The sequence below is a fragment of the Tenacibaculum halocynthiae genome (genome assembly GCF_964512825.1).
GTDB lineage: Bacteria > Bacteroidota > Bacteroidia > Flavobacteriales > Flavobacteriaceae > Polaribacter > Polaribacter halocynthiae.
Genome location: NZ_CAZELG010000021.1, coordinates 314660 through 330152, shown reverse-complemented (window position 1 = coordinate 330152; position 15493 = coordinate 314660). Strand labels below are relative to the sequence as shown.

General features: G+C 30.0%; 11 protein-coding genes. 3 read left to right on the top strand and 8 right to left on the bottom strand.

Annotation, left to right across the window (positions count from 1 at the left end; genetic code table 11):
- Nucleotides 1-200: 200 nt before the first annotated feature.
- Nucleotides 201-1466: a S8 family serine peptidase gene (locus tag ACKTTQ_RS08450; protein WP_093871636.1), complete on the bottom strand. Its 1266-nt coding sequence runs from the start codon at nt 1464-1466 to the stop codon at nt 201-203.
- Nucleotides 1467-2265: 799 nt separating this feature from the next.
- Here ACKTTQ_RS08450 and ACKTTQ_RS08445 point away from each other — a divergent pair.
- A complete protein-coding gene (locus ACKTTQ_RS08445) occupies nt 2266-3984 on the top strand; it encodes a T9SS type A sorting domain-containing protein (RefSeq protein WP_408048944.1) in 1719 nt (572 codons plus the stop codon).
- 60 nt (nt 3985-4044) lie between these two features.
- On the opposite strand, the gene ACKTTQ_RS08440 is transcribed toward ACKTTQ_RS08445, so the two are convergent.
- From ACKTTQ_RS08440 to ACKTTQ_RS08430, 3 genes are all read right to left on the bottom strand, one after another.
- Nucleotides 4045-4218, bottom strand: a complete 174-nt coding sequence (locus tag ACKTTQ_RS08440; protein WP_158530854.1) for a hypothetical protein — start codon at nt 4216-4218, stop codon at nt 4045-4047.
- Between the two features lie 162 nt (nt 4219-4380).
- Nucleotides 4381-6267, bottom strand: a complete 1887-nt coding sequence (gene yidC / locus ACKTTQ_RS08435) for a membrane protein insertase YidC (protein WP_408048943.1) — start codon at nt 6265-6267, stop codon at nt 4381-4383.
- Nucleotides 6268-6457: 190 nt separating this feature from the next.
- Entirely contained in the window at nt 6458-8071 is a 1614-nt protein-coding gene (locus ACKTTQ_RS08430; protein ID WP_093871633.1) for a CTP synthase, read from the bottom strand.
- A gap of 219 nt (nt 8072-8290) precedes the next feature.
- Here ACKTTQ_RS08430 and rpmH point away from each other — a divergent pair, with 219 nt between their 5' ends.
- Nucleotides 8291-8452, top strand: a complete 162-nt coding sequence (rpmH, locus tag ACKTTQ_RS08425) for a 50S ribosomal protein L34 (protein ID WP_093871631.1) — start codon at nt 8291-8293, stop codon at nt 8450-8452.
- 106 nt (nt 8453-8558) lie between these two features.
- Nucleotides 8559-11408 carry a carbamoyl-phosphate synthase large subunit gene (gene carB, locus ACKTTQ_RS08420; RefSeq protein WP_093871630.1) on the top strand — a complete coding sequence of 950 codons (2850 nt, stop codon included), beginning with the start codon at nt 8559-8561 and terminating at the stop codon, nt 11406-11408.
- A 49-nt stretch (nt 11409-11457) separates the two neighbouring features.
- On the opposite strand, the gene ACKTTQ_RS08415 is transcribed toward carB, so the two are convergent.
- The 4 genes from ACKTTQ_RS08415 to ACKTTQ_RS08400 are packed head-to-tail and all read right to left on the bottom strand — an operon-like array spanning nt 11458 to nt 15454.
- Nucleotides 11458-12555 (bottom strand): 3'-5' exonuclease, encoded by a 1098-nt coding sequence (locus tag ACKTTQ_RS08415; protein WP_093871629.1) that lies wholly within the window; start codon nt 12553-12555, stop codon nt 11458-11460.
- A gap of 29 nt (nt 12556-12584) precedes the next feature.
- Complete coding sequence (locus ACKTTQ_RS08410; protein WP_408049029.1) at nt 12585-13247, bottom strand: YggS family pyridoxal phosphate-dependent enzyme; 663 nt, start codon at nt 13245-13247, stop codon at nt 12585-12587.
- 11 nt (nt 13248-13258) lie between these two features.
- Entirely contained in the window at nt 13259-14497 is a 1239-nt protein-coding gene (locus tag ACKTTQ_RS08405) for a DUF1015 domain-containing protein (protein WP_093871627.1), read from the bottom strand.
- A gap of 3 nt (nt 14498-14500) precedes the next feature.
- Entirely contained in the window at nt 14501-15454 is a 954-nt protein-coding gene (locus tag ACKTTQ_RS08400) for an NAD(P)-dependent oxidoreductase (RefSeq protein WP_408048942.1), read from the bottom strand.
- Nucleotides 15455-15493 lie beyond the last annotated feature (39 nt).

Sequence of the window (15493 nt, the reverse complement as noted above, 5' to 3'; positions counted from 1 at the left end):
AAAAACTTTAGACAACGAAGGTCTATAATGGTTTAATACACTTTAGTTAAAGCTTTGTTAAATAAGAAAAGATGTAAAACTATTTAATGAAGAGGTTTTTAAAGTTAGCGTGTTGTTTTAATAGAAAGAGATATTATTAAAAACCCACCTTTGCTCTTCTTCAAAGGTGGGATTTAATTCAAAATAAACTTAGTAACAAATTACCTTACTGCAATAGGATAGTTTTCACCTCTATGTCTTACAGAACCTGAAAATCTTGGTCCTCTTCCTCTAGCATGCATAATACCAGCAACATGAGGAGAAGCCATTGAAGTACCACTTAAGGTAGCGTAACCACCATTTAAATAAGTGCTTCGTACACTACTTCCAGTTGCAATAGCGTCAATAGGATTCATGTTGTAATTAGAAAATGATGAAAAGCCACGATTACAAGTCATAGAAGCAACTGTGTAAATATTACTTCCGCTTATACAAGCAGGATTGTAATAAGCAGCATTATCACTATCATTTCCTGCTGCAATAGCTATATAACTTCCAGAGTTTGAAAGTGATAATAAAGCGCTTTTGTAAGCAGAACTATTAGAACAGCCACTACCATAATAACCACCTAAACTTAGGTTTACAACATCACCAGGAATGTCATATTGTCCAACATGGTTAATACCTGCAAGAATGGTAGATGTACTACTACCACCGCTACAACCAAATACACGTACTGGTACTACCGCAGCACCTGCAGAAACTCCAACAACACCAAATCCATTGTTTTTAGCAGCTGCAGTTCCTGCTACGTGTGTACCATGTCCATTACAGTCATTTGCAGATCCACCTACAAAAGATTTTGCATAAGTTGTGTTGGTAACAACATTTAAATCTGGGTGATCTAAGTCAATACCACTATCAATTACCCAAATCCATTGGTTTTTTCCAGATCCATCTGCAAAACCACCAGCTCTACTTACACCACAAGGGGTTTGTTGAGCCATTCTTTGTGAACCATTTGAAGAAGTAGTTTCTTCAATTTCGAATTTTGGTATTTCAACAATACGATCAAACTCGATTGAAGCAACGTTTTCATCTTTCGAGAAAGCAAGAGCTTCTTCTTTGTTTAATTTCACGGCAATACCAGAAATTTTGGTAGTGTAATAATTCAAAACTCTTGATTGATCAACCTTATGATCTGTAAGTATACGGTTGATTTCTGAAATTGAGTTTTCTGAAATTTTTCTTACCGAACTAGCTTTCGCTTTTCTACCGACAATAGGTGATTTTGACAATACCCTTGAGGCTGGATTAATGGTTGAGTTTTTAAATACAACAATGTATTGGCCTGGAATGATTTTTCCCTCACTCGCTATAGGTTCTACATTTTGTGTGCTTTGGTCAGAAACATTTTCGTTCTGACAAGAAGTAATTAAGAATGCAATTGAAAGTGCACTCACAAAAAAATTGTTTAATTTTTTCATAATGAAGGGTTTTAATTTGAATCAAAAGTATAAAATCTTCTAAAATATTAAATGTTAAAAATATTCATAAGTATTTGTTTTTTAGGTTTTTATATTGTATAAAATAAGTACTTATATTTATTAAAGCAACTATGTTGCTATTGAAAACATTGAGAAAAAGAGAGTTTTAGAAGTTAAAAAAAGATTACTATTTTAAATGTAAATTAAGAGTGCTTATATTGTTAAATTAACAATTACTTAACATTAGAGTAGTTTTTCTGTAGTAGAAAATTTTGAAAAATTAAAGTTTTTTATTTTTTGAATTTCGTTAAAATGATGATTTCGAAGTTTTTTTTAAAAAAAATAGAGAGAGTTTATTTTAAAGCTCTTTCTAGTTTATTTAAATCAGCATTTTATATATAAATTACAAGAGTATTTATTTCATTTGGAAAGAAAAACACTTAATAGGGAAACTAGTTAACCAAATGATGCACTAAAGTTTTTACATTCGAGAACTCATATTTTATGATTAAACAATAAAAAAGGAGATTCCTACTACTAATGAATGTACTGCTAGTTTTTGAAATAAAACTTTAAAACTACTAGTTGTTATTAATAATTTTTCAAAGAAATTATACTATTTCCTCATTTTTTTTCAAAGGCTATTTTTAGGAAACACAATGTGCAATTACTATGCTGTAAGTAAATATTTCAGTTTTAGAGTAATTATCATTTTTAATTATTATGGAGGAAACCGAAAATCCTTTACTAAAAAGAGTAGGTACTATTTAACGATTAATCCCAAAAAAACAATTAAAAGATGAAGAATCAAAACAATAAAAAGTCAAGCATTTTATGCTTTTTAATAACTATATTTTTTACCCAATTAGGAATGTCACAAAATCTAGTTGAAAATCCCAGTTTTGAACTAGGGTCAATACCTAATAATCAAGGGCAGCTTCAGCGTGCAACTTATTGGAGTCATTATAAAGGGGAGTGTATTCCTTATAATTCTAATATTCAAAGTACATTTCCGAGTTCAGATTTATTTGATAAAAACAGTCCTTCAGCTCAAATGAAGGTACCAAATAATAAATTTACTACATCAGCAGGACTACCGGAAAGATCAGGGAGAAATAGATATGCAGGAATATATACAGCGATTTATCCACCTAGCCCAGCAAGTGAAGAGAGGATAAGAGGAACATTAAAAAACTCATTACAAGCTGGAGGTTATGACTTGTCTTTATATTTAGCAAGAGCTAAAAACTTTTATATGCTTTCTAATCCACTCTTTGATCCTGTTAATTATTATAATGTAGAAGTGGTGCTACGTAAAGGTAATTCTTGTACGCAAAGTAAGGTTATTTATACATCACCAAGCGTAACTAATTTTCAATGGAAAGAGTATAAAACTACATTTGTAATAAGCCAAGGAGAAGCAAGTATTTATGATAAAGTTGAAATTAGATTAAAGATGTGGCCTATTGAAAAGATGGGAAACAATAATGCTAGAGCCATTTTAATTGATGATGTAAGTATTTCTAAAGTAGTGTGTAATTTGAATGCAGCATTTACAACAAGTATTACATGTAATGAATCATCTAATACAGTGTCTATTAATGTTGTTAATAGTGGGGTAAATCCAAATGGAACAGCGCATCAGTATGAAATATCGGAAATGAATAGTTTTAGTACTGCAGATGCTAATGTTGTTAGTGTAGTGGGGTATGTAAATGCAATATCTGGCTCGTATAATGTTCCTAATATTGGAGGTAAATATTATATGGTAAAGCATGGTGTATGGACCTCTACTTGTAGTTGGAAGGAACAAAGGAAAGTATTTAAAATACCGTATACATTTAACGGAGTAGTAAATTCTAATTTCAGCGGGTCTATTAATTCACCTACTAATGGATCACCTAGTCTTAATGTAAATGCAACAGTATCTACAAATGCTGTAAGTAACTGGATTGTTTTTAAAAATACTGTAAATACATATCCTAACCTTTCTTCTTGGAGTTTACATACAATAGTAAATTCTACTACGCCAACTCATAATTATAGTGTGCCAAACGTACAGCATGGAATGTATTATTTAGTAAGGCATATATCAAGAACTAACTGTTCTCAAATTAGTTATACAGATAAAGTTTTCTTTATATATGAAGAGGAAAGCATGTTGAGTGAAGATAAAACTAAGTTGAAATATAATTTTATAGCAGAAAAAAAATATGAAGTTTCTGATGACAATCATAATGAAAATATGAAAAAGATAAAAGAGATGGATTTAAACACTGATAAAATTCAGTTAGTACAGCTTTATCCTAATCCTTCAAGAGAAAAGGTGTATTTAAAGAGTAATTTAAGTTTAGAAGGAGCAGAGGTAGAGATAACTAATAAATATGGGAAAATAGTGTATAGAACTAGATGGAAAAAAGAAAGTTCTATTAATGTTAAAGCTTTAGATAAAGGTGTTTATATTGTATTGATTAAAACATTAAAAGAAAGAATATCTAAAAAATTAGTAATTGAATAGATATTTTATTTGAAAAATAGTAAGCCGATTAGTATATAAATTCTAATCGGCTTTTTTTGCTTATAATTTCACCCATTTATTGTTGATACAAAGATAAGGATCAGCTGTAATACAATGAATTGGTATTCCTGGAACACAATATTCTCCTTGTTGAGGGCAAACTCCACCATTAATACTCTTTTGTTGTTTTCTTTCTAATTTTTGAACTCCGTTAAGTTTTAAGATTTCTAGCATGGTATTTTATTTTTAAAAGATTATTATTCTTAAAACTACATTATTTTTTGTTCAGCTTACTCACCCTTTATGGGTGATTTTTATATTATAATCATAAAAAAACCAGAAGAATTAAATATCTTCTGGTCTGTAGTAAAATTATAGTGTAGTTATAAACTACTATTATTTTTTGTTTTTACCTCTTTGTTGAGCAGCTTGTTGTTCTTGAGCTTGCTTCATCGCTGTATCTAAACGTTCACGGAATTTACTTTTTTTCTTTTCAGGACGTTTTTTGTTTTCTTCAATTTTTGCATGAATCTTAGCTTCATCTATTACAAAGTTTTTAATTACAAACATAATTGCAATAGTTAATAAGTTAGAAATGAAGTAATATAAACTTAATCCACTAGCATAGTTATTAAAGAAAAACAACATCATAATAGGAGAGAAGTAAATCATATACTTCATCATTTTACTCATGTCAGGCATTCCTTCTTGTGGAGGAGCTTGCATGTTTGCCTGTTGACTTTGGTTCATTCTCATATAAAAGAAAATAGCTATTGAGGCTAGTATAGGGAATAAACTAACATGATTACCATACCAAGGAATATCAAAAGGTAACTTATAAATAGTATCATAAGATGATAAATCGTTTGCCCATAAGAAACTTTTTTGTCTAAAGTCAATATTGGTTGGGAAAAACTTAAATAAAGCAAAGAAAACAGGCATTTGCATTAATGCAGGAATACAACCAGACATCATACTTACTCCAGCTTTCCGCTGAACAGCCATAATTTCTTGTTGACGCTTCATTGCATTTTCTTTACCTGGGTACTTTTTGTTGATTTCTTCCATTTCTGGACGAATCACTTTCATCTTAGCACTTGATAAATATGACTTGTATAATACAGGAGACATTATAATTCTAACTACTATTGTCATTAAAATAATGATTAAACCATAGTTACCAATGAAACCTTTAAGCATATTAAATACTGGATAAAATACATAACGGTTTAATGTACCGAATATACCCCAACCTAAATCTGCTGTTTGATCTAAATCCGTTCCTTTATAGGTTTTAAGTAAATTATAATCTGTAGGTCCATAAAACCATTGCATGTTATAATTTAATTCTCCATTTTTCAAAGCTAAAGGAGCTTTTAATTCATAAGCTTTAGTGAAAATGGTATCTTTCTTTTGGTCTTTAACCAAATCAGTAGAAGTAAGTGTAGCATTATTAAAAGCTGTTTCACTAAGTAAAGCTGAAGAGAAAAAGTGTTGTTTATAAGAAACCCAATTTACATCATTTACAACTTCAGAATTTCCTGGACTTAAATAATCAACTTCACTATCGGCTTTATAATAAAACCAAGAATACATGGTATTCTCTGTTTTTAAACTTTTTTCTTGACTAAAAGCTTTTAAGTTCCAATCTAAATTAATTTGTTGAGAAGCATTAATTACGTTACTTAAACCTTGCGAACGAATAGCAAAGTTAATTCTGTAATCGTCTTTCTTTATTTCATAACGGTACTCTAAAAATTTATCTTCCGCTACTTTTAATTTCATAGAAAGCACTTGTGTGTCTCCATTTTTGGTAAGAACAGGAGTAAATAATAAATCTTTAGTATTTAAAATACGATTATCATTAGTCCCGAAATTAACATTAAAAGAAGCATTCTTGTTTTTAATTAAATATAACGGTAGAGAATCGTGAGTTTTAAAGTTTTTAATTAGAGCTTCAGTAATTTGACCTCCTTTGTTATCAATAGTAAGTTTTAATAAACTATTTTCTATGATAGAGGTACCTTCTTTACTAGTTAAAGCACCGTAAGAAAAAGCACCTAATTTATTTTGTAAAGCAATTTGTTTTAAAGAGTCGTTTAAAACAACTGTACTTGTATTATCCTCTGATGGAGTAGTAGTTTCAGAAACTTGTTCTGTTTGAGTACCAGTAGTAGTTTCAGGAGTTTCTTCTGGTTTTTGAGTACTCATCCACCAAAGTAAAATACCTCCTAATAAAAGCATTCCTATAAAGGAATTAAAATCGAATTTCTTTTGTTCCATTGATATATTTTATAAATGTCAACCTGTCAGTTAATGTTTTTCTTGTACAAAGAAAAACCCGACAAATGTAGTAAAACCCTATCTATTATAAAGAGTTTTACGTTGATTAATTTTGATATACAGTATAGCACAAATGCTATTCCATTTTTAAATAAAAAATCCTGCAAGTCAATTTTGCAGGATTTAAAAGTTATTTTTTTGATTGCTTAAGTGCAGCTTTAATAAAATCGACAAATAAAGGATGAGGATTTAACACTGTACTTTTATATTCTGGATGGTATTGAACACCAACAAACCAAGGGTGTGAAGGTATTTCAACTATTTCAACTAATCCAGTTTTAGGATTAATACCTGTGGTTTGCATACCAGCATTTTCAATTTGCTCTTTATATTTATTATTGAATTCAAAGCGGTGACGATGACGTTCGCTAATTATTTCTTCTTTATATGCATTAAAAACTTTCGAATCTTGATTTAATTGACAATCCCAAGCTCCTAAACGCATAGTTCCACCTTTTTCAGTAACCTCTTTTTGGTCTTCCATTAAATTAATAACAGGATGCTTGGTTGAAGGATTCATTTCAGTAGAATTTGCTTCTTTTAAGTTTAAAATATTTCTTGCAAATTCAATAACAGCCATTTGCATACCTAAGCATATACCTAAAAAAGGAATGTTGTTTTCACGAACATATTGAACAGCAGAAATTTTACCTTCAATACCTCTATCACCAAAACCAGGAGCTACTAAAACACCATTTAATCCTTCTAGTTGAGAAGCTGCATTTTCAGGAGTTAATTCTTCAGAGTGTATCCAACGAACATTTACTTTTGTTTTATTAGCTGCACCAGCATGAATAAATCCTTCAGTTATTGATTTATATGAATCATGAAGTTCAACATATTTACCAACTAAACCTATTTCTATTGTAGAGGTTGGATTTTTATGTTTTTCTAAAAATTTATTCCAAGCTTTTAATTTAGGTTGTTTTCTTGTAGATAAACGTAGTTTTTCTAAAACAACATAATCTAAACCTTCAGCAAACATTAAATTAGGAACATCGTAAATAGTTTCAGCATCTAAAGATTGAATAACATCTTGTTGCTTTACATTACAAAACAAAGCTAATTTACGTTTTATAGTATCATTTATTTCGTGTTCAGAACGACACACTAAAATATCAGGACTTACACCACTTTGCATTAACATTTTTACAGAGTGTTGTGTAGGTTTTGTTTTTAGTTCACCAGCAGCAGCCAAATAAGGAACCAATGTTAAGTGAACAACAATTACGTTTTCTTCACCTAATTCCCATTGTAATTGACGAACAGCTTCTATGTATGGTAAAGATTCTATATCTCCAATTGTTCCACCTATTTCAGTGATAACGATATCATAATCACCTGTATTTCCTAAAATTTGAATACGATGTTTAATTTCATCAGTAATATGAGGTATCACTTGAACAGTTTTACCTAAAAACTCTCCTTTTCTTTCTTTGTTAATTACAGATTGGTATATTCTACCTGTAGTAACATTGTTAGCTTGTGAAGTAGGAATGTTTAAAAAACGTTCATAGTGTCCTAAGTCTAAGTCAGTTTCAGCTCCATCATCAGTAACATAACATTCTCCGTGTTCGTACGGGTTTAATGTTCCTGGGTCAATATTGATATATGGATCAAGTTTTTGTATGGTTACAGAAAAACCTCTTTCTTGTACTAGTTTAGCCAAAGAAGCAGCTATAATTCCTTTTCCAAGTGATGAAGTTACGCCTCCTGTTACAAAAACGTATTTAGTGTTATTCATGGTATTGTTAGGTTTGGGCAAAAGTAAGAAGTCTAATAATTTTAGCAAACAAAAAAGTGTAAAAAGATATACTTTCCATAAAGTGACAAATATTTTTAAAAAAACAAAAAATGGATTTGTCAGACAAAAAAACTATTGTATATTTGCCCACGCTTTTAGCAGACGGAATTTCACAAAAGCAAGACATAATTTAAAGAAGATATTTTAAAAATATAAGTAATGCCAAAAAGAACGTACCAACCATCGAAGAGAAAGAGAAGAAACAAACACGGTTTCAGAGAAAGAATGGCTTCTGCTAATGGTAGAAAAGTATTAGCAAGAAGAAGAGCTAAAGGAAGAAAAAGTTTAACTGTTTCTTCAGCTCCAAGACCAAAAAAATAATGATATAATGTCATTCATATAGAGGTGTTACTTTTTATTAGTAACGCCTTTTTTTGTACCCAAGTAATTTATTATTTTTACACACAACTATACAACAAAATAAGTAATGCCTAAAAGACAAGACCTTAAGTCAATTTTAATTATCGGATCTGGGCCTATCGTTATTGGTCAAGCATGTGAGTTTGATTATTCAGGAACACAAGCATTAAGATCGCTTAGAGAAGATGGAATTGAAACAATTTTAATCAATTCTAATCCAGCAACAATTATGACAGACCCGTCAATGGCGGATCACGTGTATTTATTACCATTAAATACAAAGTCTATTGTTCAAATATTAAAAGAACATCCTCATATTGATGCTGTTTTACCTACAATGGGTGGACAAACAGCATTAAATTTATGTATTGAAGCTGATGAGAAAGGTATTTGGGATGATTTTAATGTAGATATTATTGGGGTTAATATTGATGCCATTAATATTACTGAAGATCGTGATAAATTTAGACTTTTAATGGATGACATAGGTATTCCTATGGCACCTCAAGCAGCAGCAACTTCTTTCTTAAAAGGTAAAGAGATTGCTCAAGAATTTGGATTTCCTTTAATTATTAGAGCTTCATTTACTTTAGGAGGTGAAGGAGCATCTTTTGTATATAAAGAAGAAGATTTTGACGAATTATTAAGACGTGGATTAGAGGTTTCGCCAGTTCATGAAGTAATGATTGATAAAGCGTTAATTGGTTGGAAAGAATACGAGTTAGAGTTATTGAGAGATTCAAATGATAATGTAGTTATTATTTGTTCTATTGAAAATATGGACCCAATTGGAATTCATACTGGTGATTCTATTACTGTTGCACCTGCAATGACTTTAAGTGATAAGACATATCAAAAAATGCGTGATATGGCTATACATATGATGCGTTCTATAGGTGATTTTGCAGGAGGTTGTAATGTACAGTTTGCAGTAAGTCCAGATGAAAAAGAAGAGATCATAGCAATTGAAATTAATCCTCGTGTATCTCGTTCTTCAGCTTTAGCAAGTAAGGCAACTGGTTATCCTATTGCAAAAGTTGCTGCTAAGTTAGCTATGGGGTATCATTTAGATGAGTTACAAAACCAAATTACAAAATCAACTTCAGCTTTATTTGAGCCTACATTAGATTATGTAATCGTGAAGATACCACGTTGGAACTTTGATAAATTTGAAGGATCTGATCGTACCTTAGGTTTACAAATGAAATCGGTAGGAGAGGTTATGGGAATTGGACGTTCGTTCCAAGAAGCTTTACATAAAGCCACTCAATCGTTAGAAATTAAACGTAATGGATTAGGAGCTGATGCAAAAGAGAATAAAAATTACGATGAAATTATTGAGAAGTTAACAAATGCTTCTTGGGATCGTGTATTTATTATTTACGATGCAATTGCAATGGGAATTCCATTAAGTAGAATTCATGAAATCACAAAAATAGATATGTGGTTCTTAAAGCAATATGAAGAATTACATTTGCTTAAAAATGAGATTTCTACTTATACTATAGAGAATTTAGATAGAGAGTTATTATTAGAAGCTAAACAAAAAGGATATGGAGATCGTCAGATAGCCCATATGTTAGGTTGTTTAGAAAGTCAAGTATATAATAAGCGTGAAGAATTAGGTATCAACCGTGTATACAAATTAGTAGATACTTGTGCTGCTGAATTCGAAGCAAAAACACCATATTACTATTCAACATTTGAAAGTGATATGGAGGTTAATGGTGAACGCTTTACAGGAAATGAAAGTGTAGTATCTGATAAGAAAAAAGTTATAGTTTTAGGTTCTGGACCAAATAGAATTGGACAAGGGATTGAGTTTGATTATTGTTGTGTTCATGGTGTTTTAGCTGCAGCTGAATGCGATTATGAAACTATTATGATTAACTGTAATCCGGAAACAGTTTCTACTGATTTTGATACAGCTGATAAGTTATATTTTGAACCTGTTTTTTGGGAGCATATTTACGATATTATTAAGCACGAGAAACCTGAAGGTGTTATTGTTCAATTAGGTGGACAAACTGCATTGAAGTTAGCTGAGAAATTATCTAGATATGGAATTAAGATTTTAGGTACTAGTTATGAAGCTTTAGATTTAGCTGAAGATAGAGGGTTGTTTTCTAACTTATTAAAAGAAAATGATATTCCTTATCCACAATTTGATATTGCAACTACTGCTGATGAAGCAGCTGCAATAGCAGAGGTATTAGATTTTCCAATTTTAGTAAGACCTTCATATGTACTTGGAGGACAGGGAATGAAAATTGTAATTAATAAAGAAGAGTTAGAAAAACATGTAGTTTCTTTATTAAGCCAAATGCCAGGAAACCAATTATTATTAGATCATTATTTAGAAGGAGCAATAGAAGCTGAAGCTGATGCAATATGTGATGGTGAAAATGTTTATATAATAGGTATTATGGAACATATTGAACCATGTGGAATTCATTCAGGTGATTCAAATTCAACCTTACCACCGTTTAATTTAGGAGAGTTAATTCTTGAACAAATTAGAGAGTATACTAAAAAAATAGCTTTAGCATTAAATACAGTTGGATTAATAAATATTCAATTTGCTATTAAAGATGATAAAGTTTATATAATTGAAGCTAATCCACGTGCATCACGTACTGTGCCTTTTATAGCCAAAGCTTATAAAGAACCATATGTAAATTATGCTACAAAAATAATGTTAGGTAAAAATAAAGTAACTGACTTTAATTTTAATCCTCAATTAGAAGGTTTTGCTATCAAACAACCAGTTTTTTCTTTCAATAAGTTTCCTAATGTGAACAAAAAGTTAGGACCAGAAATGAAGAGTACAGGAGAAAGCATTTTATTTATAGATAATTTACGAGATGATCAATTTTACGATTTATATTCACGTAGAAAAATGTATTTAAGTAAATAATAAAAAAAGCCGAAGTTTAAACTTCGGCTTTTTTTTTAGGAAATAAATATTAAATATTTTCTTCAGTTTCTAATCGAACGATTTTTTGAACTTTATTTCTTAATAAATAATTTTTAATAATTGTTTTAGCTAGTTCTTTGTTTTCAATAGGTGTTAGCATTGATTTTAAAATACTTATTTGGTTTTCTTGAAAAGCCAAATTGGTAAATGCATAACCAAGTACAGTATTATTTTCTATTAAAATTACAGCATGTTCTTCAGGAATTCTTCCTTTATCAATTATTAAAAAAGTATTGTTATTAAAATTCGTATTGTTTTTTTTACGTTTACGAATAATATTGTATTTCGGACGTACACTGTCTAAATCTAAATGATATTTTAAGCGAGTAAGCAAAGAGTTTCCAGTTTCTTCATAAGTTACTTCATGTACTCTCTTAAACACTTTTTCAGCTTTAGAGGTTTTCTTTAAAAACTGTTTATTAACTTCTAGCTTTATGTTATTACCTCTACCTATAAAGATAATAGTTCCTTCTTGGTTGTGAATATAAAAAACACCTTGAGCTTCAGGAAGTTTGTTTAATATGTTTAAAATACGTTGTTTTTCATGCCTGTTATCAAAGTATTTTACAGATTGTTGTATGATCTCTTTATCAATATCTTTATCTAATAAAAGTTTAAAAAGTTTAACGGTAGCAAGCGCATCACCATTAGCTCTATGCCTATCAGTAACAGGTATTCCTAGATGTCTACAAAGTTTTCCTAAGCTATAAGAAGGAGAATCAATAATTAATTTTTTACTAAGTGCAACTGTACATAAAGTATTTTTATTGTAGTCATAGCCTAAACGACCAAATTCTGTTCGTAAAATTCTGTAATCAAAATTAGCATTATGAGCAATTAAAATACAATCTTGAGTTATTTCTATGATACGTTTGGCTACTTCATAAAATTTAGGAGCGTTTTTAAGCATTTTATTGTTAATACCTGTAAGTTTGGCAACAAATTCTTGAATTTCTCTTTCAGGATTAACTAAACTAATAAATTGATCTACAATTTGATGGCCATCATATTTATAAATGGCTATTTCAGTAATACCTTCTTCGTTAAATTTTCCTCCTGTGGTTTCAATATCTACAACTGCGTACAATTCTTTCTCTTTAAGCGGTTAATGTAAATCTAAGCAATATAATTTCTATGACCAAATATAGAGCTACCAATCCTAACCATATTACTACCATTTTTTATAGCTAGTTCATAATCACCACTCATTCCCATTGAAAGTGTAGTTAGCTCTGATTTATTTATTCTTTCTTGTAAAAAGAATGTATGTAGTGATGAAAATTCCTCAGATAACTGTTGTTCATTATCAGTAAATGTTGCCATTCCCATAAGTCCAGTAATTTTTATGTTCTGTAAACTTTTAAATTCTTCTGAGGCTATTATTTCTTTTGCTTGATCAAATGATAAACCAAATTTAGAATCTTCCTTGGCAATTTTTATTTGAAGTAAACAATTAATTATTCTATGGTGTTTTTTTGCTTGTTTGTTTATTTCTTGTAAAGTTTTTAAGCTATCAACACCATGAATTAAGTTTACAAAATGAGCCATGTATTTTACTTTGTTTCTTTGTAAATGCCCAATCATGTGCCATTCAATATCTTTAGGAAGTGCCTCAAATTTGGAAGCCATTTCTTGAATTTTATTTTCTCCAAATATTCTTTGACCAGCATCATATGCTTCTTGAATATCTGAAATAGGCTTAGTTTTAGAAACAGCCACTAGCGTAACATGTTTAGGTAATAAGTTTTTTATTTTCTGTAAACTTTCTTTTATCATTATAACGATATAATTTAAAACTCATAAATGGTTAATGCACTTCTTAGTTTAGGTTCAATGTATGTAGTTTTAGGAGGCATTAATAAGCCGATATCAACAATCCCTTTTAATTCGTCAATATTGGTAGGTAACATTCCGAAAGATACTTTAAAAGAACCTTCATCTACTTTAGTTTTCAATTCTAACCCTCCAGATTTGTTTTGTGAGTAAATTATTTTAGAATCATTTCTAATATCATCAATACCTAGAATAGGTTTTAATACTGTTTGATATAAAATTTGAGCATCTAATTTACTTAATTCATTTGTGAATTCATAAGCTGATTTACGTAAACTTAAAGAATAGAAATCACCATTTAAGTACATGCTAAAATTATGCTTTTCTTTTGGTTTGTATAATTCTAAGCCCTTATTCTCTATTTTGAAAATAGTATCTAATTCAATTAGAAAACCATCAACAGTTAATCCGTTTAAGTCCTTTATAAATCGATTAAATTCATAAATATTTAGTTGACTTTCTGGTAATAAATAACTCATAAAAAAGTTATAATTTTCATTACCTGTATGATCTGGATTTTCTTTAGCTAAATGTTCAGCAAGCATACATGAGGAAGTAGAGCGATGGTGTCCGTCTGCAATATATAAAGTATCTACTTTTTCAAATGCGGATGTAATTTTTTCAATATCAACTTTATTACTTATAATCCAAAGTAAGTGAGTTTCTTTATCAGTTGTGGTAAATTCATATTCAGCTCTGTTTTCTTGATACTTATTTATTATAGAAGTAATTTCATCATTATCAGGATAAGTTAATAAAACAGGTTCAGCATTGAATCCAGTGTTTCTAAGGTAATCTTCAAACAGTAATTCTCTTTTTCGTAAGGTACCTTCATGTTTTTTTATTACATCATTATGATAATCATTAACGGAAGTAGCTGAAATAATTCCACAAAAAGAATCAGTGGGGGTTATCTTTTTATAAATATAAAAAGCTGGAATTTCATCTTGAGTAAAATAACCATCCTCTTTAAATTCAAGGTAACGATTATGAACCAGTTTAAAGCGTTGATCACCAGATATTTCTTGTTGGTGATATTTGTAGCCAGGATTTACAACATGTAAAAATGAAAAAGGGTTAAATGCTAATTTAGCATCTAATTGTTCTGCAGGATAAGCTTCATAAGATTTTGAAGATACCAATGCTATTTTATCACGTGTAGCCCTAACAGCTTTAAAAGGTTTTACAATTGCCATATATTATTCAGAAAGTAGTTCAATAATTTGTTTTGCTAATTCAGTACCTATTCTATTTTGAGCTTCAAGAGTAGATGAGCCAATATGTGGAGATAATGACAAGTCAGTATTCATTAATAGTTGAATTTCAGGTGTTGGTTCATTTTCAAAAACATCTAAAGCAGCATATTTCACTTTGCCACTTTCAATGTAATTAACCAAAGCAACTTCATCTAAAACACCTCCTTGTGAAGTATTAACTATACCTACACCATCTTTCATGTCTTTAAATTGATCATTACCTATGACATATCCTTCATTAGAAGTAGTATGAAAAGTAATGAAATCGGCACTTTTTAATAATTCCTTTAAGGGCTCAGTTTCTACTTCAATATCTATAGATTGACCGTTGTAAAAAGGTACAGTTATAGTGTTTTCATCTGAATAATTTCCTGAGAATATAACTTTCATACCTGTTGCAAGCGCTATTTTAGCGACATCTTTGCCTGAAGGGTCATTACCAATAATACCTAATGTTTTACCTTTAAGTTCAGTTCCAGCAGCAAACTCCCTTTTTAACGCATTAAATCTTGTTTCTCCTTCTAGTGGCATTTCTCTGTTGGCTTGATGTAAAAAACGAACCATACCAAATAAGTGAGCAAAAACAAGTTCGGCTATAGCTTGTGAAGTAGCTTCAGGAGTATTAATAACATGCACTCCATTTTCTTTTGCAAAATCAACATCAATAGAGTCCATATCTAAACCACCACAACCAATTAATTTAATACTAGGGCAAGCTTCAATTAATTCTTCTTGTATTTGTGTAATTCCTTTAACTAGTATTGCATCTATATTGTTATCATTTATATAGTTTATAAGTTGCTCTTGTGCTACTTTAACAGTCAAAACTTCAAAACCTTTTTCTTCTAAAGCGTCAATTCCGCTTTGAGAAATACCATCGTTTGCTAATATTTTCATTTTTTAATTCAGTTTGACATCATTCATCTGAAAAAGAGA